The following is a 21386-nucleotide window of genomic DNA, read 5'->3' on the forward strand; positions in this document are numbered from 1 at the left end:
CGGGTGCTCCCGGTCTGTGCGGGGATGGGGGTGCTCCTCGGTGCTCCTCAGTCGAGCAGCACCCCCCGGGCCCCGCACGGCGACGAACCCGAAAGGGCTATCGCCGGGCGCCGTCAGCGGTAGATGAGCAGTTCCTGCTCCGTCGCGCCCGTCAGTTCGTAGCGCGTGCCGACCAGCGGGCGGCCGGAGTAGATCCGTACGAGCGTCGCCGCGTCCCCCCGGTAGCGGGCCGGCGGCCGACTCCCGTCGGCCGGGGCGCCGAGCGTGAGCGGCTCCGCGCGCTCCGGCAGGGCCGCGACGAGCGCCGGGGTCTCCCGGCGGCGGCTCGCGGTGGCCAGCAGCGGAAGGGCGAGGGCCAGGGAGGCCGACCCGCCGTACGCGCCGGGCTCACGGAACGCCTCCCGTACGTCACCGGCGTGCACCCACTCCCCCAGCGCGACGGCGTCCAGCGTGCCGTCGTCGGTCGCCGCGATCACCGCTCCCGCCTCCGAGAAGCCGCGCTCCAGTTCATCGAGGACCCTGCCGAGCGGCCACGGCTCCCGCTCGGCGACGTCGGCCGCGTTGGCCTCCGGCAGGAAGACGCCCTCCTCCAGACGGCCCTCGACGATCCGGACGAGGGCCGCCGCGCAGTGCGCGAGCACCTGCCGGACCGTCCAGCCCGGGCAGGCGGTCCGCACGGCGAACCGTTCCTCCGGCGTCCGGCGCAGCAGCGGCATCAGCGCGTCCCGCTCGGTCCGCAGCAGCCGGTCCGGGAGCCAGGGGTCACGCACGTCGGCGGCGCCCATCAGTAGCGGTAGTGGTCGGACTTGTACGGGCCCTCCACCGGCACCCCGATGTACGACGCCTGCTCGGGGCGCAGCGCGGTCAGCCGCACGCCGAGGGCGTCCAGGTGGAGCCGCGCGACCTTCTCGTCCAGGTGCTTGGGGAGCACGTAGACGTCGGTCGGGTACTGCTCCGGCTTGGTGAAGAGCTCGATCTGGGCCAGGGTCTGGTCCGCGAAGGAGTTCGACATCACGAAGGAGGGGTGGCCGGTCGCGTTGCCCAGGTTCAGCAGCCGGCCCTCCGACAGCACGATGACGACCTTGCCGTCCGGGAAGGTCCACGTGTGGACCTGCGGCTTGACCTCGTCCTTCACGATCCCCGGGATCCGGGCGAGCCCCGCCATGTCGATCTCGTTGTCGAAGTGACCGATGTTGCCGACGATGGCCTGGTGCTTCATGCGGGCGATGTCGGACGCCATCACGACGTCCTTGTTGCCGGTGGTCGTGACGAAGATGTCGGCCGTCTCGACGACCTCGTCGAGGGTCGTGACCTGGTAGCCGTCCATCGCCGCCTGGAGCGCGCAGATCGGGTCGATCTCGGTCACGATCACCCGCGCGCCCTGGCCGCGCAGGGACTCGGCGCAGCCCTTGCCGACGTCGCCGTAGCCGCAGACGACGGCGGTCTTGCCGCCAATCAGCACGTCGGTGGCGCGGTTGATGCCGTCGATCAGGGAGTGCCGGCAGCCGTACTTGTTGTCGAACTTCGACTTCGTCACGGCGTCGTTCACGTTGATCGCCGGGAAGAGGAGCGCGCCCGCGCGGTGCATCTCGTACAGGCGGTGCACGCCGGTCGTCGTCTCCTCCGTCACCCCGCGGATCCCGGCCGCGAGCGCCGTCCAGTCCAGCGTGGTGTTCCGCAACAGCTCCAGGACGACCCGCAGTTCGTCGTTGTCGGCCGTCGACGGGTCCGGCACCTCGCCCGCCTTCTGGTACTCCACACCCTTGTGGACGAGGAGCGTGGCGTCGCCGCCGTCGTCCAGGATCATGTTCGGTCCTGCGGCGTCCGGCCAGGTCAGGGCCTGTTCCGTGCACCACCAGTACTCCTGGAGCGTCTCGCCCTTCCAGGCGAAGACCGGGATCCCGGCCGCCGCGACCGCCGCGGCCGCGTGGTCCTGGGTCGAGTAGATGTTGCAGGACACCCAGCGCACCTGGGCGCCGAGCGCCACCAGCGTCTCGATCAGGACGGCCGTCTGCACGGTCATGTGCAGCGAGCCCGTGATCCGCGCGCCGGCCAGCGGCCGCGCGGCCGCGAACTCCCGGCGGATCGACATCAGACCCGGCATCTCGTGCTCGGCCAGCGTGATCTCCTTGCGGCCGAACTCCGCCAACGACAGGTCGGCGACCTTGAAGTCAGGCATGGGCAACGCTCCTTGGGATCGCAATGTGGTCAACGCCTACCGCCCGCGTTGAAGTAACTCGCCTCCGGGTGGTGCACCACGAAGGCGTCCGTCGACTGCTCCGGGTGCAGCTGGTACTCCTCCGACAGCTCGACCCCGATCCGCTCGGGACGCAGCAGCTCGGCGATCTTCGCCCGGTCCTCCAGGTCGGGGCAGGCGGGATAGCCGAGGGAGTAGCGGCAGCCCTGGTACTCCGTACGGAACATGCCGGCCATGGAGGCCGGGTCCGTACCGCCGATGCCCCACTCGGCCCGCACCCGCGCGTGCCAGTGTTCGGCCAGCGCCTCGGCCAACTGCACGGACAGGCCGTGCAGTTCGAGGTAGTCGCGGTACCGGTCCGCGGCGAAGAGCCGGGCCGTCTCCGCGCCGATCCGCGAGCCGACCGTGACGACCTGGAGGGCCACCACGTCCACCTCCCCGGAGTCCTCGGCGCGGAAGAAGTCGGCCAGACAGAGGCGGCGGCCCCGCTGTTGGCGGGGGAAGGAGAAGCGGGTCCGCTCGCCTCCGTCCTCGTCCAGGACGATCAGGTCGTCGCCCTTGGACACACAGGGGAAGAAGCCGTACACCACGGCCGCTTCGGCGAGGCCCTCGCGCGCGGCCCGGTCCAGCCAGCGGTCCAGCCGCGGCCGGCCCTCCGACGCGATCGTCCCGGCGTCCTTGAGCCCCCACTGGCCCTTGAACAGGGCGGACTCGTCCAGCCAGGGCGCGTAGTCGGCGAGCGGGATGCCCGTGACGACCCGGGTGCCGAGGAACGGCGGCTCCGGTACGGGGTTGTCGGCGGCCACGTCCGAGCGGCCGACCGGCTCGGGCTCGCGCACCCCGGGCCCCTGTACGCCGGACTCGCGCACCCCGGGCTCCTGTACGCCGGACTCGCGCGCCCCGGGCTCCCGTACGCCGGACTCGCGCACCCCGGGCTCCCGTACGCCGGACTCGCGCACCCCGGGCTCCCGTACCTCCGTCGGCGGCGTGGGCCGCTTCGGCACCCGCCGCTGCTTCAGCTCCGGCAGTACGGCCCCCGGCACGCCCCTCTTCACCGCCATCAGCGCGTCCATCAGCCGCAGGCCCTCGAAGGCGTCCCGGGCGTAACGCACCTCACCCTCGTACAGCTCGTGCAGGTCCTGCTCGACGTACGCCCTGGTCAGCGCGGCGCCACCGAGGATCACGGGGAACGTCGGGGCGAGCCCCCGGCCGTTCAGCTCCTCCAGGTTCTCCTTCATGATGACCGTGGACTTCACCAGCAGACCCGACATGCCGATGACGTCGGCCCGGTGCTCCTCGGCGGCGTCCAGGATCGCGGAGACCGGCTGTTTGATGCCGAGGTTCACCACGTCGTAGCCGTTGTTGGACAGGATGATGTCGACCAGGTTCTTGCCGATGTCGTGGACGTCCCCGCGCACGGTGGCGAGCACGATGGTGCCCTTGCCCTCGGCGCCGGACCGTTCCATGTGCGGCTCCAGGTAGGCCACCGCGGTCTTCATGACCTCGGCGGACTGGAGCACGAACGGCAGCTGCATCTGTCCCGAGCCGAACAGCTCGCCGACCGTCTTCATGCCGTCCAGCAGCACCTCGTTGACGATCTCCAGGGCGGGCCGGCCGGCCAGCGCCGCGTCCAGGTCCGCCTCCAGACCGTTCTTCTCACCGTCCACGATCCGGCGCCGCAACCGTTCCTCCAGCGGCAGCGCGAGCAGCTCCTCGGCCTTGCCGGCCTTCAGGGACGTCGCCGTCGCGCCCTCGAAGAGCTCCAGGAGCCGTTGCAGCGGGTCGTACCCCTCCCGGCGCCGGTCGTGGATCAGGTCGAGCGCGACCTCGACCTGCTCGGGCTCAAGCCGGGCGATCGGCAGGATCTTCGAGGCGTGCACGATCGCCGAGTCCAGGCCCGCCTTCACGCACTCGTCGAGGAAGACCGAGTTCAGGACGATCCGCGCGGCCGGGTTGAGGCCGAAGGAGATGTTGGACAGGCCCAGCGTCGTCTGGACCTCCGGGTGGCGGCGCTTGAGCTCGCGGATCGCCTCGATCGTGTGGACGCCGTCGCGCCGGGACTCCTCCTGGCCGGTGCAGATCGTGAAGGTGAGACAGTCGATCAGCAGGTCCGACTCCCTGAACCCCCAGTTCTCGGTGAGGTCCGTGATGATCCGCTCGGCGATCGCGACCTTCGCCTCGACCGTCCTCGCCTGTCCCTCCTCGTCGATCGTCAGCGCCATCAGCGCCGCGCCGTGCTCCTTGGCGAGGGCGGTGACCTGCGCGAACCGGGACCGGGGCCCGTCGCCGTCCTCGTAGTTGACCGAGTTGACGACGGCCCGCCCGCCGAGCTTCTCCAGGCCGGCGCGCAACACCGCCACCTCGGTGGAGTCGAGCACGATCGGCAGGGTGGAGGCGGTGGCGAAGCGGCCCGCCAGCTCGGCCATGTCGGCGACGCCGTCCCGGCCCACGTAGTCGACGCACAGGTCGAGCAGGTGCGCGCCCTCGCGGACCTGCTCGCGGGCCATCTCGACGCAGTCGTCCCAGCGGCCCGCCAGCATCGCCTCGCGGAACTTCTTCGAACCGTTGGCGTTGGTCCGCTCCCCGATCGCCAGGTACGCGGTGTCCTGCCGGAAGGGGACATGGGCGTAGAGGGAGGAGGCGCCCGGGTCGGCGACCGGGGCCCGGTCCGCGACGGCCGTGCCGCCGACCCGCTCCACGATCGCGCGCAGGTGCTCCGGGGTCGTACCGCAGCAGCCGCCGACGAGCACGGCGCCGTACTCGCGGACGAACCGTACCTGCGCGTCGGCCAGTTCGGCGGCCGACAGCGGATAGTGGGCGCCGTCGGAGGTGAGCACCGGCAGGCCCGCGTTCGGCATCACGGAGAGGGGGATGCCCGCGTGCCGCGCCAGATGGCGCAGGTGCTCGGTCATCTCGGCCGGTCCGGTGGCGCAGTTCAGGCCGATCATGTCAATGCCGAGCGGCTCCAGGGCGGTCAGCGCCGCCCCGATCTCCGAGCCGAGCAGCATGGTCCCGGTGGTCTCCACCGTGACCTGCACGATCAGCGGCAGGTCGAGCCCGCACCACTCCAGGGCCCGGCGGGCGCCGACGACGGCCGCCTTCGCCTGGAGGAGGTCCTGCGAGGTCTCGATCAGCAGGGCGTCGGCGCCGCCCCTGATCAGCCCCTCGGCGTTCTGCCGGTACGCCTCCCGCAGCGGCTCGTACGTGGTGTGGCCGAGGGTCGGCAGCTTGGTCCCCGGGCCCATGGAGCCGAGGACCCAGCGGGGCCGGCCGTCGGCGGCGGTGTGGCGGTCGGCGGCGGCACGGGCGATCCTGGCGCCGGCCTCGGACAGTTCGTAGACCCGCTCCTCGACGCCGTACTCGGCGAGCGCGGCCAGGTTCGCCCCGAAGGTGTTGGTCTCCACGCAGTCCACGCCCACCGCGAAGTACGCGTCGTGCACGGCCGCGACGATGTCCGGCCGGGTCACGTTCAGGACCTCGTTGCAGCCCTCCAGGCCCGTGAAGTCGTCCATCGTGGGGTCGGCGGCCTGGAGCATGGTGCCCATCGCGCCGTCGGCGACGACGACCCGGCGGGCGAACTCCTCGCGCAGGGCGGGCCGTACCGGCGCCGTCACGACAACCCCCTCAGATGCACGAGGAGTTCGGCGGTGCAGCCGAGCCCGTACGTCGTCCGGACGCGGTCCAGGAGCGACTCCCGGTGCAGCCGGTACTCCTGCGTCCCCACGTAGTCGAGGACGGTCGCCGCGACCGCGCAACCCAGCTGGGCCGCGCACCGCTCCGGCACGCCCCAGGCCGTGCCGGCGAGGAACCCGGCGCGGAAGGCGTCGCCGACCCCGGTCGGGTCGACCACGCCCGGCACCTCCACCGCCGGTACGGCCAGCGTCTCGCCGCCCTCGCGGGCGATGCGGACCCCGGACGCGCCGTCCGTGGTGACCCAGGCGCCCACCCGGCGCAGGATCTCCGCCCGCGACCAGCCCGACTTCTCGCCGAGCAGCGCCGTCTCGTACGCGTTGCCGAACAGCCATCGCGCGCCGTCCACCAGCTCCCGCACCTCGTCCCGGCCGAGCCGCGCCAGCTGCTGCGAGGGGTCGGCGGCGAACGGGATCCCGAGCTCGCGGCAGGCGCGGGTGTGCCGGAGCATCGCCTCGGGGTCGTCCGGGGAGACCAGGACGAGCTCCAGACGCCCGGTCCGGGCGACGACCTCCCGCAGATCGATCTCACGGGCCTCGGCCATCGCTCCGGCGTAGAAGGTGGCGATCTGGTTCTGCGCCCGGTCGGTGGTACAGACGAACCGGGCGGTGTGCAGCGAGGAGCTGACCCGCACCGAGTCGGTGTCCACCCCGTGGTCCTTCAGCCAGACCCGGTACGGCTCGAAGTCGGCGCCGACCGCGCCCACCAGGACCGGGCGGAGCCCCAGGACACCGAGCCCGAAAGCGATGTTCGCTGCCACTCCGCCGCGTCTGACCTCCAGGTTGTCGGCGAGGAACGACAGGGAGACCCGGTCCAGCCGGTCGGCGAGCAGCTGCTCGCTGAACCAGCCGGGGAAGGTCATCAGATGGTCGGTGGCGATGGATCCCGTGACAGCGATCCGCATCCCTACACCCCCGCGGCCTTCTTCAGCGCGTCCACCCGGTCCGTCCGCTCCCAGGTGAAGTCCGGGAGCTCGCGGCCGAAGTGGCCGTACGCCGAGGTGGTGGCGTAGATCGGGCGCTTCAGGTCCAGGTCGCGGATGATCGCGGCCGGCCGCAGGTCGAAGACGGTCGTGATCGCCGCCTGGATCGCCTCGTCGGACAGCGCGCCCGTACCGAAGGTCTCCACGAAGAGGCCGACCGGCTCCGCCGTGCCGATCGCGTACGCGACCTGCACCTCGCAGCGGCGCGCGAGACCGGCCGCGACGACGTTCTTGGCGACCCAGCGCATCGCGTACGCCGCCGAGCGGTCCACCTTCGACGGGTCCTTGCCGGAGAAGGCGCCGCCGCCGTGCCGGGCCGTCCCGCCGTACGTGTCGATGATGATCTTGCGGCCGGTGAGCCCCGCGTCGCCCATCGGGCCGCCGACCTCGAACCGGCCGGTCGGGTTCACCAGCAGCCGGTAGCCGTCGCACTCCAGGTTGACGCCCTCCTCGGCGAGCGCCTTCAGCTCGGCCTCGACGACGAACTCCCTGATGTCCGGGGTCAGCAGCCCCTCCACGCTGATGTCGGCCGCGTGCTGGGAGGAGACGACGACGGTGTCGAGCCGGACCGGGCGGTCCCCGTCGTACTCGATGGTGACCTGCGTCTTGCCGTCCGGGCGCAGGTACGGCACGGTCCCGTCCTTGCGGACCGCCGTCAGCCGGCGCGCGAGCCGGTGCGCGAGGGCGATCGGCAGCGGCATCAGCTCGGCCGTGTCGTCGCAGGCGTACCCGAACATCAGGCCCTGGTCGCCGGCGCCGCCGGTGTCCACGCCCTGCGCGATGTCCGGCGACTGCGCGCCGATGGAGACCGACACCCCGCAGGAGGCGCCGTCGAAGCCCTTCATCGACGAGTCGTAGCCGATGTCGAGGATCGCCTCGCGCACCAGCTGCGCGATCGGCGCGTACGCGGTGGTGGTCACCTCGCCCGCGATGTGCACGAGACCCGTGGTGAGCAGGGTCTCCACCGCGACCCGGGAGTCCGGGTCGGCGGCGAGGAGCGCGTCGAGGATGGTGTCGCTGATCCGGTCGGCGATCTTGTCGGGGTGCCCCTCGGTCACCGACTCCGAGGTGAACAGACGGCGGCTGCTCATGCCTCGACCTCCAGCTGCGCCCCGAAGAAGTGCCGCTGGATCGCGGCGAGGGTTCGGATGGAGTCGACCTCCAGGGTCTCCATCTGGATCGCCTTCCCGCACTGCTGCTCCAGCAGGAAGACGAACTCGACGAAGGACAGCGAGTCGATCAGCCGGTTCTCGATCAGGTCGAGGTCGTCGGCGATGTCGGACCGCTCGGGGTGCCGGTCCAGGATCCAGTTCTTCACCTGCTGCAGGCCGTCGGCCATGGTTCTTCTCCTCATGTGTCTGTGGGGGGGGCTATGTCGGCAGGGGCGCGGCGACGATCGGGGCGGCGACCGCCACCGCGTAGTCCACGTCGTGGCTGATGGAGACGGTGATCTCGGTGATGCCGGACGCGGCGGCCATCTCGGCCGCGCTCCGGTGCAGCTCCACCAGCGGCCAGCCGCCTTCGGAGCGCCGGACGACGATGTCCGTCCAGGGCAGGAACCTGCCCCGGACCCGCAGGGTCTTGAAGGCGGCCTCCTTGGCCGCGATCCGGCCGCACAGGGACAGCACGTCGAGTCCGGTGGAGGTACGGCAGTCGGCGAGTTCGCCGGGGGTGAGCATCCGCTCGAAGAACGTCTCGCCGTAGTCGGCGAGCAGGCGGCGGACACGGGTGACGGAGACGATGTCCATCCCCAGGCTCGGCAGGACCAGGCCGCCCGCCGGCGGGGCGACGGGGCGGGCCGGCACGTCAGCTCACCGGCCCGACCGCGGTCCGTGCCTCCACCACGGCCCGGGTCGCCGTGGCCCAGTCGCCGTGGCGGCGGGTCAGGGCGGACAGCCAGCGTTCGAGGCCGAAGGCGACGCAGCTGGTGAAGGCGGAGCCGCCGGACTCCAGGGTGATGGAGCACCGGTCGCCGAAGAAGTTGCGGTGCGTGTTGACGGAGGCGATCGCCAGGTCCTCGTAGAGGAACTCGTGCTTCACCGGGGTGAGGCGCTGGAGCACCGCCTTGGAGCCGCCCTTGTCGAAGAACGGGTCGCAGGCGGCCTCCTTGCGCAGCGGCAGGTCGAGCGCCGCCGCGAAGGACTGGATCCGCTCGGTGAACGCGCACAGATGGCCCTCGGCGTGCTCGCGCGTGCCGATGGCGACGACCTCGCGCATGCGGAAGCCGAGCTGGCGCCGCATGCCCTCGTAATGCGTCTCCTTGCGGAAACACCAGGAACAGATGGTCACCAGGGTGTCGTCGGCGACCCGCCGGCCCTCGTGGTCGAGGTAGACGGCGTAACAGGACGCCGAGGGCAGCCCGAGCGCGGCCGGTTCGAGCGCGTCGCACGGGAAGCAGCCGGTGTCACGGCAGAGGGCGGAGGTCTCTCGGCGCGCCAGGTCGAGCGGGGCGGCGACGACGGCCTGGTGGGGGAAGTTGTCGTAGTAGTCGAGCCGGGCCAGGTCGGCGACCGGCAGGAGCGGGGGCATGGTCATCGGGCGGGCGCCCGCGGCCACCCCCCAGCTCTCGAAGGTCTCGTCGAGGAGCCGCAGCAGGGCGGTCGCCTCGGGGCCGAGGGAGGGGAGTCCCCTGGTCGCCCCGGCGCTCACGGGGGTCGTCACGGTCATGGTCGGTGCACCTCTCGGGTGAGGGTGTCGCTCGGGGCGCTCGCTCAGACGGCGGGCAGGGTGTCGTCGGAGAAGATCCCGGTCTTCAGGAAGAAGGCGAGCGGCTTGCGGATGGCCTTGCGCTCGTACGGCCGGCGGCGCTCGTCGGCGACCAGCGCGTTGCGCAGGGCCAGCGGGTCGGCGATGCCGGCGTCGCGGTAGACGTGCGGGTTGTAGAGGGAGTTGACGCTGTAGACGACGTACCGCTTGAGGTACGACTCGACCTCCGCGACCCGCGCGGCGGGGACCGCCTCGCGCATCCGGGCGAAGAGCAGCGAGACGAGTTCGCGGCCGAAGGCGATGTGGCGGGACTCGTCCTGGTGGTGGATGCGGTTGACCTCGCGGATGGTGTGGCAGAGGGAGGTGTCCTGCGCCATCCGCATGTTGTAGTGGTCGACCAGCTCCTCGAAGAACAGGATGCGGGCGAAGACGAGGAAGTTCTCGACCTCGGGCTCCCATGCGGAGTCGGCGCGCATGGCGGTGGAGCCGTAGATCTTGTTGCCGTAGCGGCGGCAGAACTCGGCGAAGAACCACATGTGCTCGTTCTCCTCACCGATGAAGTGGTGGAAGAAGTCCGAGGGCACCTCGAATCCGGGCATGTGGATCCGGCCGACGACCTCGATGAGCAGCTCGCGGATGCCGTGCACGTTCAGGCTGTAGAAGTTGACCGACTCCCACTTCGACAGCTTCTGGATCGTCTCCTCGCCGAGCTCGTCGTAGTACGGGGTGCCGTGGACGGTGAGCAGCTCGGGTGTCATCCAGAGCTGCCTCTCCTCCAGCTGGTCCGGCCAGTCGAACTGCTGGTAGGGGTTGTAGTACTCCTCGACGGACCGGGAGCTGAGCCGCTCCAGGACCTCCAGGAACCGGTCGGTGACCGGCAGAGGGGCGCTGACGCCCATGAGAACTCCTCGATGACTGTCGTCGGGACGCGAAACCGTGTCCGGCGTCACGGACGGACCTCGTAGACCGCGTTGACCGGGGTCTCCGTGGCGCGCCGCCAGCGGGTGAAGCCCGCCTCCTCGGCGATGGCGCGGAAGGCCGACTCGCCGGAGTGGTTGCCGAGCGCGTGCGGGCCGCGCTGGGCGACGGCCACGGGCAGGCACATCACGGCGGACAGGGCCATGAACATCCGCGCGGCGGGGGTACGGGTGTCGATGTCGGCGGGCGAGACGTTGGACTCGACGAGCATCCAGGTGCCGTCCGGGTCCAGCGACTTGTGGACGTGCTGGGCGGCGGCGACCGGGTCGCCCATGTCGTGCAGGGCGTTGAAGAAGGTCACCAGGTCGTAGCCGGAGCCCGGGTAGTCGTCGGCGGAGGCCACCTCGAAGACGACCCGGTCGGAGAGGCCGGCCTCCTCGGCGAGTTGCCGGGCGATGGAGACGGCCTCCTCGGAGTAGTCGAAGCCGTGGACGGTGGCCTTCGGGAACGCCTTCGCGACGAGGAGCGTGGTGTGGCCGACCCCGCAGCCCACGTCGGCGACGGTCCCGCCGGCCGCGAGCTTCGCGGTGACCCCGTGCAGCGCCGGCAGCCAGTCGGGGACGAGCTTGTGCTCGTACGTCGGCTGGAAGAAGGAGCCCATGCCGGTGTCGAGGGCCGGATCGTGCTCGGCCCAGCCCACTCCGTCGCCGGTGCGGTACGCGTCGACGAGCAGGTCCTCGGTGGCGTACAGCGCCTTGAGCGCGGTGAAGAACCCGGCGGCGAAGGTGACCGCCCGCGGGTCGGCGAGGACGGCGACGTGGTCGGCGGGGAGCGTGTACGTGCCGGCGCTCGGGTGGCGTTCGACGTACCCGGCGGAGAGCTGGGCGTGCAGCCACTCCTCGATGTAGCGGGGGTCGGTGCCGGTCCTCCCGGCGAGTTCGGCGGCGGAGAGCGGGCCGTGCGCGGCGAGGGCCTTGTAGAGGCCGAGGCGCTCGCCGATGGCGACGGTCAGACCGCGCACGGCGGCGCCCGCGTCGGTGATGACCTGCTGGTGGAAGGCGTGGGCGCTCATGCGGCGGTCTCCCCGTCGAAGCCGTCGGAGGCGTCGGAGCCGTCGGAGCCGTCGGAGGCGGGCAGGTCGCAGGTGAAGAGGAAGGACCGCGGCACGCGCGCCATGGAGCGCGGCGGGACCTGGTAGGGCCAGCGGCCGAAGTCGGCGCCCTCCTCACCGGGCTGCCTGACCTCCCGTACGTCCCAGCCGCAGTCGGCGAGCAGCGCCTCGGGCTCCTCGGTGCCGAAGAGCCACGGGTTGCCGTCCTCCTTCAGGGCGTCGAGGAACGGCCGGGAGAGCGGGTTGTCCAGGGCGGCCCGCGAGATGACGTCGCCGAGCAGCACGGAGCCGGGCGCGGCGTGCGCGGAGAGCGTCGAGACGAGGGTCCGTACGGCCTGTTCGGGCAGGAAGAACAGCAGGCCCTCGACCACCCACAGGACGGGCTCTTCGCTCTTCCAGCCCGCCTCCTTCAGGGGGCCGGTCCAGTCCTGGGTCAGGTCGACGGGGACGGTGACGCGGGTACGGCCGGCCGGCGGCGGCTCGTCGGCGAGCATGGCCGCCTTGGCGTCGAGGAGGGCCGGGCGGTCGAGCTCGTAGACGGTGACGCCGTCGGGCCAGGGCAGCCGGAAGAAGCGGGTGTCCATGCCGGCGGCGAGGAGGACGACCTGGCGGATGGAGCCCTCCTCGACCGCCTGGACGACGGCCCGGTCGAGGTAGGTGGTGCGGATGGCGAGGAACGGCACGGTGCCGGCGCCTGCGTAGCGCTCCAGCAGCTCGAAGCCGATCCGGTCGGCGACGGTGCGCGCGTAGGGATCGGCGAAGAGCCGGTCCTCGCGCTCGGTCTCCAGGGCACGCGCTGCGGCGGTCCACTGGGCGGTGCGGGATACGGCCTCCACAGGAGGTCCCCCTTCACAGGAGTGGGTGGGAGAGGTGCGGACGGCCGTGTTCAGGCCATGACCCGTGCACAGGCGACGGGGTCCTCGGCCGCGGGCATCGACGACTGACGCTCGGCCTCGGTACCGGCGGGACGGCGCCGGAAGATGCTGTGCAGGATCATGCTGAACACGGCCGTCCCGTCGGCGGCCACGAGCGAGCACCGCGGCTTGACGGTGCCGGTGGCGGGGTTGAACGGCGACGGGGTGGAGCCAAGGATCTCCACGCGGGCGGTGAGCAGGTCGCCGGGGCGGACGGGCCGGAGATAGCGGACCTCGTCGATGCCGGGCGAGCCCAGGCAGGCGCTGTAGGCGAGCAGTCCGTCCACGTAGCGCCGCATGAAGAGCGCCTGGGTGTGGAAGCCGCTCGCGATCAGCCCGCCGAACGACGAGCGCGCGGCCAGCTCCTCGTCCGTGTGGAAGGGCTGCGGGTCGAAGCGGCGGCCGAACTCCAGCACCTCCTCCGTCGTGACGGTGACGGTGCCCAGCTCGTGGACGTCGCCGGGCCGGAAGTCCTCGAAGTAGCGCATGGCGCGCCCCCCTTGACCTAGGAGTGATCGTTCCCTGGCGACACCCAATCTACGAACGGTCCGTTTATTTTGTCAACCCAAAAGAAGCCTTCGCCGCGGCCTCTTCCCCGACGTCTCTCACCCGGCCTGGCTCACCCGGCCTGGCTCACCCGGCCTGGCTCAGGGCGGCCTGGCTCACCCGGCCTGGCTCAGGGCGGCCTGGCTCAGGGCGGCCTCGAAGTCGGCCCACAGGTCCTCGACGTCCTCGATACCGACGGAGAGCCGCACCAGCCCCGGCGCTATCCCGGCCGCCGCCAACGCCCGGGCGTCCAGCTCGCGGTGGGACGTGGACGCGGGGTGGGCGACGAGGCTCTCGACCCCGCCGAGGGAGAGCGCGAGCCGGGCGACCCGTACGCCCTCGATGAAGGCCCGGCCCGCCTCCCGGCCGCCGGCCAGCTCGACCGAGAGCAGCCCGCCGCCCCCGGACAGCACCGTGCGCGCGGTGGCGTACGAGGGGTGGCCCGGGAGCCACGGGTAATGGACGGCCGTGACGTCGGGGCGGGCGGCGAACCGCTCGGCGAGGACGGCCGCGTTGGCGCAGGTCTCGCGCATCCGCAGCGGGAGGGTCTGGATCCCGCGCAGGGTCAGCCAGGCGGCGAACGGGTCGGCGCAGGCGCCCAGTTCGACGACCCGGGGCCAGATCGCGCGGCGCAGCGCGTCGTCGGCGAAGACGGCGGCGCCGCCGAGGACGTCGGAGTGGCCGGAGAGGTACTTGGTGGTGGAGTGCACGACGACGTCGGCACCGAGCTCCAGGGGCCGGCACAGGACGGGCGAGGCGAGCGAGTTGTCCACGACGGAGGTGATCCCGAGGCGGCGGGCGGCCGACAGCAGGGCGGGCAGGTCGGGGACGAGGCCGGTGGGGTTGGCGATGGTCTCCAGGACGAGGAGCCGGGGAAGGGGCCCCTCGGCGGCGGCGACCTCGATGGCGCGGGCGTCGACACCGTCGACGTACGTGACCTCGATCCCGTACCGCGCGGCGAGGTCGGAGAGGACCGCGTACGTCCCGCCGTACAGGCAGCGCTGGGCGAGGACGCGGTCGCCGGGGCGCAGGAGGGCGAGGAGGACCCCGCTGACGGCGCCCATCCCGGAGGCGAAGGCGAGCGCCCCGGCCCCGCCTTCGAGCCCGGCGAGGGTCTGCTCCAGGGCCCGTACGGTCGGGTTGCCGCGCCTGCTGTAGACGTACCGCCCGTCGGGACCGGCCATGGCCTCGGCGAGCGCGTCGGCGGAGTCGAAGGCGAAGGCGGAGGACTGGACGAGCGGCACGGACAGCGGTCGACTGCCGTTCGGGGGAGGTTCGTTGACGACGTGGACGGCGCGGGTGCTCAGACGGTGCATGGCGGGTCCTTCCGTACGGGACGCATGTCGCAGGGGCCGCCCGATGAGATCGGACGGCCCCTGGGGTGAGGAGGTGACGACGGGTCAGGCGGAGACCTTGTCGCCCTGCGGCGCGGACTCCTGCGCGCCGGCGGCGAGCGCCTTGTCGCTCTTCATGACGAGGAGGGTGATCACGCCGCCGACGGCGGCGATGACCGCGGCGCCGACGAAGGCGGCGGAGAAGCCGTCCGTGAGGGCGGGGAGGTCACCGATCCGGTCGGCGCCCTGGGACATGGCGACGGCGGTCAGCGCGGCGAGACCGAGGGCGGAGCCGACGTTGTAGGTGGTGTTGACGATGCCGGAGGCGAGACCGGCCTGCTCCTGGGGGGCGCCGGACATCGCGGCGATCATGGCCGGGATGTAGGCGAGGGACATGCCGAGCGCGGCCACCAGCGAGGCGGGCAGGACGTCGACGAGGAAGGTGCCGGTCGGCGGGACGGCCGCCAGCCAGACGAGCCCGGCCGCGAGGACCAGCAGACCGCCGCCGATCAGCGGCTTGGCACCGTAACGGCCCATCAGGCGGGCGGTGATGGCCGTCATGAAGATCATCAGCAGGACGGTCATCGGCAGCAGGGCCGCGCCGGAGGCGAAGGCGCCGTAGCCGAGGACCTGCTGGAGGTAGAGGTTGAGGAAGTACCACATCGGGATCCACGCGGCGCCGAGCAGCGTCATCGCCAGGTTGGCGGAGCCGAGGCGCGGGACGCGCCACACGCTGAGCGGCATGAGCGGCTCGCGGACGGACTTCTGGATCACGAGGAACAGCACGAGGAGAGCGGCGGCTCCGACGAGCTGGAGGACGGTGCCGGTGGAGCCCCAGCCGACCTCGGGGGCGCGGACGACGGCGAAGACGGCGAGCGCGAGACCGGCGGTGACGGCGACGGCGCCGAGGACGTCGACGGAGCCGCGGCGGGACTGGACGTCCGGGAGGAGCTTGGTGGCGGCGAGGGTGGCCAGGCCGATCGGGATGTAGATGATGAAGACCCACTGCCAGCTCATCCACTCGGTGAAGACACCACCGAGGAAGACACCGGCGGTTCCGCCGGCGGGTGCGGCGGCGCCGTAGAGCGCCATCGCCTTGCCGAGCTCCTTCGGGTCGTGCATGAAGAGCATCATCAGCAGGGTCATGGCGGAGGGCGCGATGAGCGCGCCGCCGACGCCCTGGACGGCGCGACCGGCGATCTCGACCCAGGCGGTCTGCGCGGCGGCGGCGAGGACCGATCCGGCGATCATCACCGCCCAGCCGGTGACGAAGATCTTGCGGGCTCCGACGAGGTCGGAGAGACGCCCGCCGAGCAGCAGCAGACCGCCGAAGACGATGACGTACGCATTGAAGATCCACTGGAGCTCGCTCTGCGAGAAGCCCAGGTCCTTCTGCATCTCGGGCAGCGCGACGCCGATGATCGAGGTGTCCATGATGACCATGAACTGGGCGGCGGCGAGCACGACAAGTGCCCACCAGCGCCGGGGGTTGACGGTTGACATTGCCCTGCTCCTTCGCTCGACGCATACCCCTAGGGGGTACCTTCGCGGAGCACCGTAGCATACCCATGGGGGGTATGTAAGGGTGAGATGATGCGCCGCATGACCGCAGACGTGGACCCCGCACACACCGCACTCCTCGCCCGCTGGACGGCGACCCTGCTGACCGCCCGCTCGGGCCGCGGGGGCACCCACCACCCCGACCCGGAGCCGTTCGGCCGGAATCTGCTGGCCCGCTGGTCGGAGCCGCAACGCCGCTACCACACGGTCGACCACCTGCGGGCGGTCCTGGACCGGATCGACGAACTGACCGACCAGGGCGGCGAGGGCGGGGAGTTGGAGCTGGTCAGGCTGGCGGCCTGGTTCCACGACGCGGTCTACCGCCCGGACCGCTCCGAGAACGAGGAACGCTCGGCGGCCCTGGCCGAGAAGGCCCTGGCGGAGGCCGGCCTGACCGCCCACGAGGTCGCGGAGGTGGCCCGCCTGGTCCGCCTCACGGTGACGCACGACCCGGCGGAGGGCGACATCAACGGCGAGCTCCTGTGCGACGCGGACCTGGCGATCCTGGCGACGGACGAGGATACGTACGGGGGGTACGTCCGCGCGGTCCGCGCGGAGTACGACTTCGTCCCGGACGACGCCTTCCGCCAGGGCCGCGCGGCAGTCCTCCGCCAACTCCTCTCCCTCCCCCGCCTCTTCCGCACGCCGTACGGAGCGGCGGCCTGGGAGAGCCGGGCACGCCGAAACCTGGAGGGGGAGCTGGCGGGGCTGGGGGCGTGACGAGAAAAGCCCCCATTCCCGTACAACCTTTCGCCCGTTCGTGAGTCCCTTTCGGTGTGGCGCATGGTGCGCCTGATGCATCTGAGGGAGACCCGAACGTGCCCCACGCTCGCTCCACCCGGCGTCGGCTTCTGGCCGCCGCCACCACCGTCCTCGCCGTCACGATCGGCGCGGGCGCGCTGACGGTCCCGGCGCAGGCCGCCCCGGCGGCGGACGGTGCGGCCGGGTCGGCCGTCGCCGCGAAGGCCGACGCCGAGCCCATCCCGTTCCCGAAGAGCGCGAAGGTGCTCGACGCCGGGCTCTCGCACTTCACCACCCGGGTCGACGGCAGCCTCACCACGGGGGTCCGGTCGTTCACGAGCGGGACCGGCACCGGCTACGGGTTCCACACCTACATCCGGTCGTCGCGGACCACGGACTACCTGGTCTTCCCGATGAACTACCAGATCACGCTGCGGAACCTGTCCACCATGTCGTCGCTCGACGTCCCCGTCGGCGGCATCTCCGGCCGCCTCTACGCCGGATCGGCGGCGAACGCGGTCTTCACGACGTCCACGGACGGCACCCTGCGCGAGCACCGGCACGAGAAGGAGGGCGGCACCCTGACCGTGACCGGCCTCCCGGCCGGCGCGAGCGCCGTCGCGGTCGCCCCGGGCACCCCCGAGGACGCGCTCGTCACGTTCGACGACGGCACGGCGAAGAAGTGGGGCCTGCTCGACCTCGCCACCGGCGCCGTCGACGAGATCCACGACCGCCCGCAGGGCTCGGCGGGCGGCGACATCGCCGTCTCCGAGACGCACGTCGCCTGGACCGAGGGCGACGAGACCGGGCTCCCCACGGTGTTCCTCCTGGACCGGGCCACGGACAAGGTCCAGGTGATCCCGATCGACACGGCCTGGACGAGCGACCTCCAGATCGGTCTGGTCGGCGGCTGGGTGGTGTACGGGGAGGCAGGCGGAATCTCCCACGGCGACGTCAGCCCGCTGTACGCCCTCACCGCCCACGACCCGGCCACCGGCGCGAAGGTCAGGCTCCTCGACCACCTGACGTCGTCCGCCGCGGCCCCCGACGCCCTGTACGTGCGCGGTGGCTCCGTCGCCCAGGGCGAGGGCCTGTACAAGCTCACGCCCGGCGCGAACGGCGCGGCTCCCGTCGTCGCCCTGGTCGCGACCACCGGTGAGCCCACCCACGTCGTCATCGGCGCCAACGACGTCCCGGCCACCGTCGACCTCGACCAGAACGCCGGAAAGGCGAGCTTCACCTGGCGGCTCTCCCGGCACAGCGTGGACGTCGACGTCACCCTGCGCCACGTCCGGACCGGGCTGGCCCGCGAGTTCTCCGTGCGCTACCCGACCTCCCCCGACGTGACGTTCACCTGGGACGGCACCCTCGGCGCCGACTTCACGAGCGCCTACAACGGCGACTACACCTGGGAGATGACGGCCGCGCCGAGCAACGGCATCGGCCCGGCCACCTCCGCCTCCGGCACCTTCAAGGTCGTCCGCAGGACCGCGCCGCACGACTTCGACGACAACGGCAGCGCGGACGTCCTCTCCCGCGACGCCGCCGGCCGCCTCTGGACGAGTGACACCGCCTACTACAAGGACTTCGGCCAGCTCACGGCCCAGTCGCGGCGGCTGATCGGCGCGGGCTGGAACATCTACGACCGGATCGAGGCGACGGGGAACCTCGGCGGCTCGGCCGTCGGCGACCTGGTCGCCCGCGACAAGGCCGGAGTGCTCTGGCTCTACCAGGGCAACGGCCTGGGCGGCTTCGCCGGCCGGGTGAAGGTCGGCGCCGGCTGGCAGGTCTACGACAAGATCGCGGCCGGCAGCGACCTGACCGGGGACGGGCGCCCCGACCTGCTCGCCACCGACACGGCCGGCGCGCTCTGGCTGTACAAGGGCACCGGTTCCGCCACGGCCCCCTTCGCCGCGCGGACGAAGATCGGCAACGGTTGGGGGATCTACAACGACCTGGTCGCCGTCGGTGACCTCGCGGGCGGCCCCGGCGGCGACCTGCTCGCCCGGGACAAGGCCGGGGTGCTCTGGCTGTACCTGGGCAAGGGCGACGGCACGTTCACCGCGCGGACGAAGGTCGGCGCGGGCTGGGGCGCGTACCAGCACCTCGTCTCCATCGGCGACGGCGACCGCGACGGCCGCCCGGACCTGATCGCCCTCACCCCCACGTCGCAGTACCTCTACGGGGGCACCGGCGACTGGCGCGCCCCGATGCGCGCCAAGCAGAGCACCTCCCTGCCGTACGTGAGTGACGCGGGCCACCACGTCCTCTGACGCACCCCACGCCGGTCCCGCAGCCACGGCGGCGGGACCGGCGTCGACGGCGGCGGGGGCCTGGCCGGCCCCGCACCTCCGGGGCCTCGCCCGCACCGTCGCAGCCTGGACCGCACCGTCGAAGCCTGGACCGCACCGTCGGGCCTGGCATCCGCGCGGCGGGACCGGCGTCCACATGACAAGACGTTCCCACCCGTGGGAATGACAGGCACAAACCCCAGGTTGACGCATGTCATGCCGTCAACCTCCGCCGAGCGCCCTTCCCGCACCCGCACCCCCGCCCGCATGCCCCTGGCCGTCTACATCCTCGGCCTCTCCGTCTTCGCACTGGGCACGAGCGAGTTCATGCTCTCCGGGCTCCTGCCGCCCATCGCGGAGGACATGAACGTCTCGATCCCCCGCGCGGGCCTGCTGATCTCGGCCTTCGCGATCGGCATGGTGATCGGCGCCCCGCTGCTCGCGGTCGCGACCCTCCGCCTGCCGCGCAAGACGACTCTGATCGCCCTGATCACGGTCTTCGGCCTGGGCCAGGTGGCCGGGGCACTGGCACCGAACTACGCGGTGCTCTTCGCCTCCCGCGTCCTGAGCGCCCTCGCGTGCGCGGGCTTCTGGGCGGTCGGGGCGGCCGTCGCCATCGCGATGGTCCCGGTGTCGTCACGGGCGCGGGCGATGGCGGTCATGATCGGCGGCCTTTCCATAGCCAACGTCCTCGGCGTCCCGGCGGGCGCGTTCCTGGGCGAGCACCTGGGCTGGCGGGCGGCGTTCTGGGCGGTGGGCGCGGCCTCCGCGATCGCGCTCGTCGGCGTGATCACCCGCATCCCCCACATCCCGGTCCCGGAGACGAGGCCGCGCCTGAAGCGGGAGCTGGCGATCTACGGCGACCGCCAGGTGCTGCTCTCGATCGTGATCACGGCGCTCGCGGCGGGCGGCGTCTTCTGCGCCTTCTCGTACCTGGCGCCGGTCATCACGGACGTGGCCGGCATCGACACGCGCTGGGTCTCCGCGATCCTCGGCCTCTTCGGCATCGGCGCCCTGATCGGCACGACGATCGGCGGCCGCGTCGCGGACGCCCACCTCTTCGGTGTCCTGCTGAGCGGCATCACGGCCTCGACGCTCTTCCTGGTGGCCCTGGCCCTCTTCGCCTCGAACCCGGTCGCCGTGATCGCCCTCTCCTTCCTCCTGGGCGTCTCGGCCTTCTACACGGCCCCGGCCCTCAACGCCCGCATGTTCAACGTCGCGGGCGCCGCCCCCACCCTGGCGGGCGCGACCACGACCGCCGCCTTCAACCTGGGCAACACGGCAGGCCCCTGGCTGGGCGGCACCACCATCGACGCCGGCCTCGGCTTCGCCTCGACGGCGTGGGCGGGCGCGGCGATGGCGGTGGTGGCACTGGCGACGGTGGCCCTCTCCCTGCGCCTCCACAACTCCCGCTCCCGGGTGGTGGCGGGGTCCGTGGCGTCCCCGACGGCTGCGGAGACGTCTCTGACGTCGCGCTAGGACGTCACAAGCACCGGTCGGCGCGGAGACGTCTCTGCCGTCCCGCGAGGACGTCACCGCGCAGGTCGGCCACGGCGCCAAGGGGTCACATCGGTGCCGGGCGCCCCTTCGGCCTCCGTAGCCCCGCTTCCGTGATCAGCCGTACGAGTTCCTTCGAGCCGATCTCCACCGCGCCCGCCGCCACCGCCCGCGCGTAGAGGTCGGACGGGATGTCGTAGTGGTCGCGCTCGAAGGCCCGGGGCGGGGCGCCGATCTTCGCGGCGAAGGCGTGGAGCTCGTCGTGCGAGACGTCGCTGACCAGGTGCGACCACATGCGGCCGTGGCCCGGCCAGGTGGGCGGGTCGATGTAGAGGGTCACCTCAGGCCGCCCACGGGGGCGACGACCACGCCCGCCTTGCCGCAGACCCAGTGCGGGTCCGGGCCCAGCTCGGGTTCGACGTCCAGGGCGTGCGGGTCGCCCGTGGCGCAGACCGGGCAGAGGGGCCAGCGGCCGTACCGCTCCAGAAGGGCGTCCTGGACGTCCTGGGCGACGAGACCGGCGACGTACGTGATGCCCTCGGGCCACTGCTCGACCCACCAGCGCCGGTGCGTGACGGAGTCCTCGACCAGTGACACGACCTCGGCGGCGGCCACGTCGCGCGCCGCCAGATCGGCGAGGACCAGGGCGCGGGCGGCATGGAGCGCCTGCTCCAGCGGGTCGATGTCGTCCATGGAGTCATTGTCACCCGTCAAGCCTCAGGGGCGAAGGTCCCGCCCGCATCCGGGACCGACCCGGGACCGAAGGGGACTCTCGGGGTCTTGACGGTCCCCCCTGCCGAAAATATCTTTCAGGTGTGACCAATGACGTGAAGGAAAGTTTCAGCGGCCAGGTGCCCGCGCCCGGGGCCCCGTCCTCCGCGCCGCCCTCCGCCGCGTCC

Annotated in this window: 19 protein-coding genes; 3 read left to right on the top strand and 16 right to left on the bottom strand. The window is 72.1% G+C overall.

Annotated elements, in window-relative coordinates; translation table 11 throughout:
* Positions 1 to 113 precede the first annotated feature (113 nt).
* The 14 genes from ACIPPS_RS27590 to ACIPPS_RS27655 all read right to left on the bottom strand — a co-directional run bounded on the left by ACIPPS_RS27590 (position 114) and on the right by ACIPPS_RS27655 (position 15901).
* The gene (locus tag ACIPPS_RS27590) at positions 114 to 785 is read right to left on the bottom strand and encodes a maleylpyruvate isomerase family mycothiol-dependent enzyme (RefSeq protein ID WP_401437271.1); all 672 of its coding nucleotides are present in this window, start codon (positions 783 to 785) and stop codon (positions 114 to 116) included.
* Positions 785 to 2179, bottom strand: coding sequence for an adenosylhomocysteinase (gene ahcY, locus ACIPPS_RS27595; protein WP_401437274.1), 1395 nt, complete (start codon positions 2177 to 2179; stop codon positions 785 to 787). Before ahcY ends, ACIPPS_RS27590 begins: the two co-directional genes overlap by 1 nt.
* 29 nt (positions 2180 to 2208) lie before the next feature.
* Complete coding sequence (gene metH / locus ACIPPS_RS27600) at positions 2209 to 5811, bottom strand: methionine synthase (protein WP_401437276.1); 3603 nt, start codon at positions 5809 to 5811, stop codon at positions 2209 to 2211.
* Positions 5808 to 6791 carry a carbohydrate kinase family protein gene (locus ACIPPS_RS27605; RefSeq protein WP_401437278.1) on the bottom strand — a complete coding sequence of 328 codons (984 nt, stop codon included), beginning with the start codon at positions 6789 to 6791 and terminating at the stop codon, positions 5808 to 5810. Before ACIPPS_RS27605 ends, metH begins: the two co-directional genes overlap by 4 nt.
* A gap of 2 nt (positions 6792 to 6793) precedes the next feature.
* A complete protein-coding gene (gene metK / locus ACIPPS_RS27610; protein WP_401437281.1) occupies positions 6794 to 7960 on the bottom strand; it encodes a methionine adenosyltransferase in 1167 nt (388 codons plus the stop codon).
* A complete protein-coding gene (locus ACIPPS_RS27615) occupies positions 7957 to 8208 on the bottom strand; it encodes a phosphopantetheine-binding protein (protein WP_401437283.1) in 252 nt (83 codons plus the stop codon). The genes metK and ACIPPS_RS27615 overlap by 4 nt, the downstream gene beginning before the upstream one ends.
* A gap of 31 nt (positions 8209 to 8239) precedes the next feature.
* A complete protein-coding gene (gene acpS, locus ACIPPS_RS27620; protein WP_401437285.1) occupies positions 8240 to 8674 on the bottom strand; it encodes a holo-ACP synthase in 435 nt (144 codons plus the stop codon).
* A 1-nt stretch (position 8675) separates the two neighbouring features.
* Entirely contained in the window at positions 8676 to 9536 is an 861-nt protein-coding gene (locus ACIPPS_RS27625) for a hypothetical protein (protein ID WP_401437288.1), read from the bottom strand.
* Between the two features lie 44 nt (positions 9537 to 9580).
* Entirely contained in the window at positions 9581 to 10474 is an 894-nt protein-coding gene (locus ACIPPS_RS27630; RefSeq protein WP_401437291.1) for a diiron oxygenase, read from the bottom strand.
* 47 nt (positions 10475 to 10521) lie between these two features.
* Positions 10522 to 11565 (bottom strand): methyltransferase domain-containing protein, encoded by a 1044-nt coding sequence (locus ACIPPS_RS27635; protein ID WP_401437293.1) that lies wholly within the window; start codon positions 11563 to 11565, stop codon positions 10522 to 10524.
* Positions 11562 to 12440: a class I SAM-dependent methyltransferase gene (locus tag ACIPPS_RS27640; RefSeq protein ID WP_401437295.1), complete on the bottom strand. Its 879-nt coding sequence runs from the start codon at positions 12438 to 12440 to the stop codon at positions 11562 to 11564. The genes ACIPPS_RS27635 and ACIPPS_RS27640 overlap by 4 nt, the downstream gene beginning before the upstream one ends.
* Positions 12441 to 12490: 50 nt before the next feature.
* Entirely contained in the window at positions 12491 to 13006 is a 516-nt protein-coding gene (locus tag ACIPPS_RS27645; protein ID WP_401437297.1) for a MaoC family dehydratase, read from the bottom strand.
* A gap of 174 nt (positions 13007 to 13180) precedes the next feature.
* Complete coding sequence (locus tag ACIPPS_RS27650) at positions 13181 to 14380, bottom strand: trans-sulfuration enzyme family protein (protein WP_401437300.1); 1200 nt, start codon at positions 14378 to 14380, stop codon at positions 13181 to 13183.
* An 84-nt stretch (positions 14381 to 14464) separates the two neighbouring features.
* Complete coding sequence (locus tag ACIPPS_RS27655) at positions 14465 to 15901, bottom strand: MFS transporter (protein WP_401437303.1); 1437 nt, start codon at positions 15899 to 15901, stop codon at positions 14465 to 14467.
* A gap of 99 nt (positions 15902 to 16000) precedes the next feature.
* Between ACIPPS_RS27655 and ACIPPS_RS27660 the strand changes: the two genes are divergently transcribed.
* The 3 genes from ACIPPS_RS27660 to ACIPPS_RS27670 all read left to right on the top strand — a co-directional run bounded on the left by ACIPPS_RS27660 (position 16001) and on the right by ACIPPS_RS27670 (position 20469).
* Entirely contained in the window at positions 16001 to 16678 is a 678-nt protein-coding gene (locus ACIPPS_RS27660; RefSeq protein ID WP_401437306.1) for a hypothetical protein, read from the top strand.
* 98 nt (positions 16679 to 16776) lie between these two features.
* Positions 16777 to 18972 (top strand): FG-GAP repeat domain-containing protein, encoded by a 2196-nt coding sequence (locus tag ACIPPS_RS27665; RefSeq protein WP_401437308.1) that lies wholly within the window; start codon positions 16777 to 16779, stop codon positions 18970 to 18972.
* A gap of 285 nt (positions 18973 to 19257) precedes the next feature.
* The gene (locus ACIPPS_RS27670) at positions 19258 to 20469 is read left to right on the top strand and encodes a Cmx/CmrA family chloramphenicol efflux MFS transporter (protein ID WP_401437735.1); all 1212 of its coding nucleotides are present in this window, start codon (positions 19258 to 19260) and stop codon (positions 20467 to 20469) included.
* Between the two features lie 85 nt (positions 20470 to 20554).
* Here ACIPPS_RS27670 and ACIPPS_RS27675 read toward each other — a convergent pair whose 3' ends face one another.
* Entirely contained in the window at positions 20555 to 20827 is a 273-nt protein-coding gene (locus tag ACIPPS_RS27675) for a DUF4031 domain-containing protein (protein WP_401437310.1), read from the bottom strand.
* A complete protein-coding gene (locus ACIPPS_RS27680) occupies positions 20824 to 21180 on the bottom strand; it encodes a hypothetical protein (protein WP_401437313.1) in 357 nt (118 codons plus the stop codon). Before ACIPPS_RS27680 ends, ACIPPS_RS27675 begins: the two co-directional genes overlap by 4 nt.
* Between the last annotated feature and the right edge of the window lie 206 nt (positions 21181 to 21386).

Origin of the sequence: Streptomyces sp. NPDC090127 (assembly GCF_044746945.1) — a bacterium.
Taxonomy (GTDB): domain Bacteria; phylum Actinomycetota; class Actinomycetes; order Streptomycetales; family Streptomycetaceae; genus Streptomyces.

Coding starts and splice junctions, on each gene's coding strand:
- ACIPPS_RS27590 (WP_401437271.1), bottom strand. CDS start 785: ATGGGCGCCGCCGACGTGCGTGACCCCTGGCTCCCGGACCGGCTGCTG.
- ahcY (WP_401437274.1), bottom strand. CDS start 2,179: ATGCCTGACTTCAAGGTCGCCGACCTGTCGTTGGCGGAGTTCGGCCGC.
- ACIPPS_RS27605 (WP_401437278.1), bottom strand. CDS start 6,791: ATGCGGATCGCTGTCACGGGATCCATCGCCACCGACCATCTGATGACC.
- metK (WP_401437281.1), bottom strand. CDS start 7,960: ATGAGCAGCCGCCGTCTGTTCACCTCGGAGTCGGTGACCGAGGGGCAC.
- ACIPPS_RS27615 (WP_401437283.1), bottom strand. CDS start 8,208: ATGGCCGACGGCCTGCAGCAGGTGAAGAACTGGATCCTGGACCGGCAC.
- ACIPPS_RS27625 (WP_401437288.1), bottom strand. CDS start 9,536: ATGACCGTGACGACCCCCGTGAGCGCCGGGGCGACCAGGGGACTCCCC.
- ACIPPS_RS27630 (WP_401437291.1), bottom strand. CDS start 10,474: ATGGGCGTCAGCGCCCCTCTGCCGGTCACCGACCGGTTCCTGGAGGTC.
- ACIPPS_RS27635 (WP_401437293.1), bottom strand. CDS start 11,565: ATGAGCGCCCACGCCTTCCACCAGCAGGTCATCACCGACGCGGGCGCC.
- ACIPPS_RS27645 (WP_401437297.1), bottom strand. CDS start 13,006: ATGCGCTACTTCGAGGACTTCCGGCCCGGCGACGTCCACGAGCTGGGC.
- ACIPPS_RS27650 (WP_401437300.1), bottom strand. CDS start 14,380: ATGCACCGTCTGAGCACCCGCGCCGTCCACGTCGTCAACGAACCTCCC.
- ACIPPS_RS27655 (WP_401437303.1), bottom strand. CDS start 15,901: ATGTCAACCGTCAACCCCCGGCGCTGGTGGGCACTTGTCGTGCTCGCC.
- ACIPPS_RS27660 (WP_401437306.1), top strand. CDS start 16,001: ATGACCGCAGACGTGGACCCCGCACACACCGCACTCCTCGCCCGCTGG.
- ACIPPS_RS27670 (WP_401437735.1), top strand. CDS start 19,258: ATGCCCCTGGCCGTCTACATCCTCGGCCTCTCCGTCTTCGCACTGGGC.
- ACIPPS_RS27680 (WP_401437313.1), bottom strand. CDS start 21,180: ATGGACGACATCGACCCGCTGGAGCAGGCGCTCCATGCCGCCCGCGCC.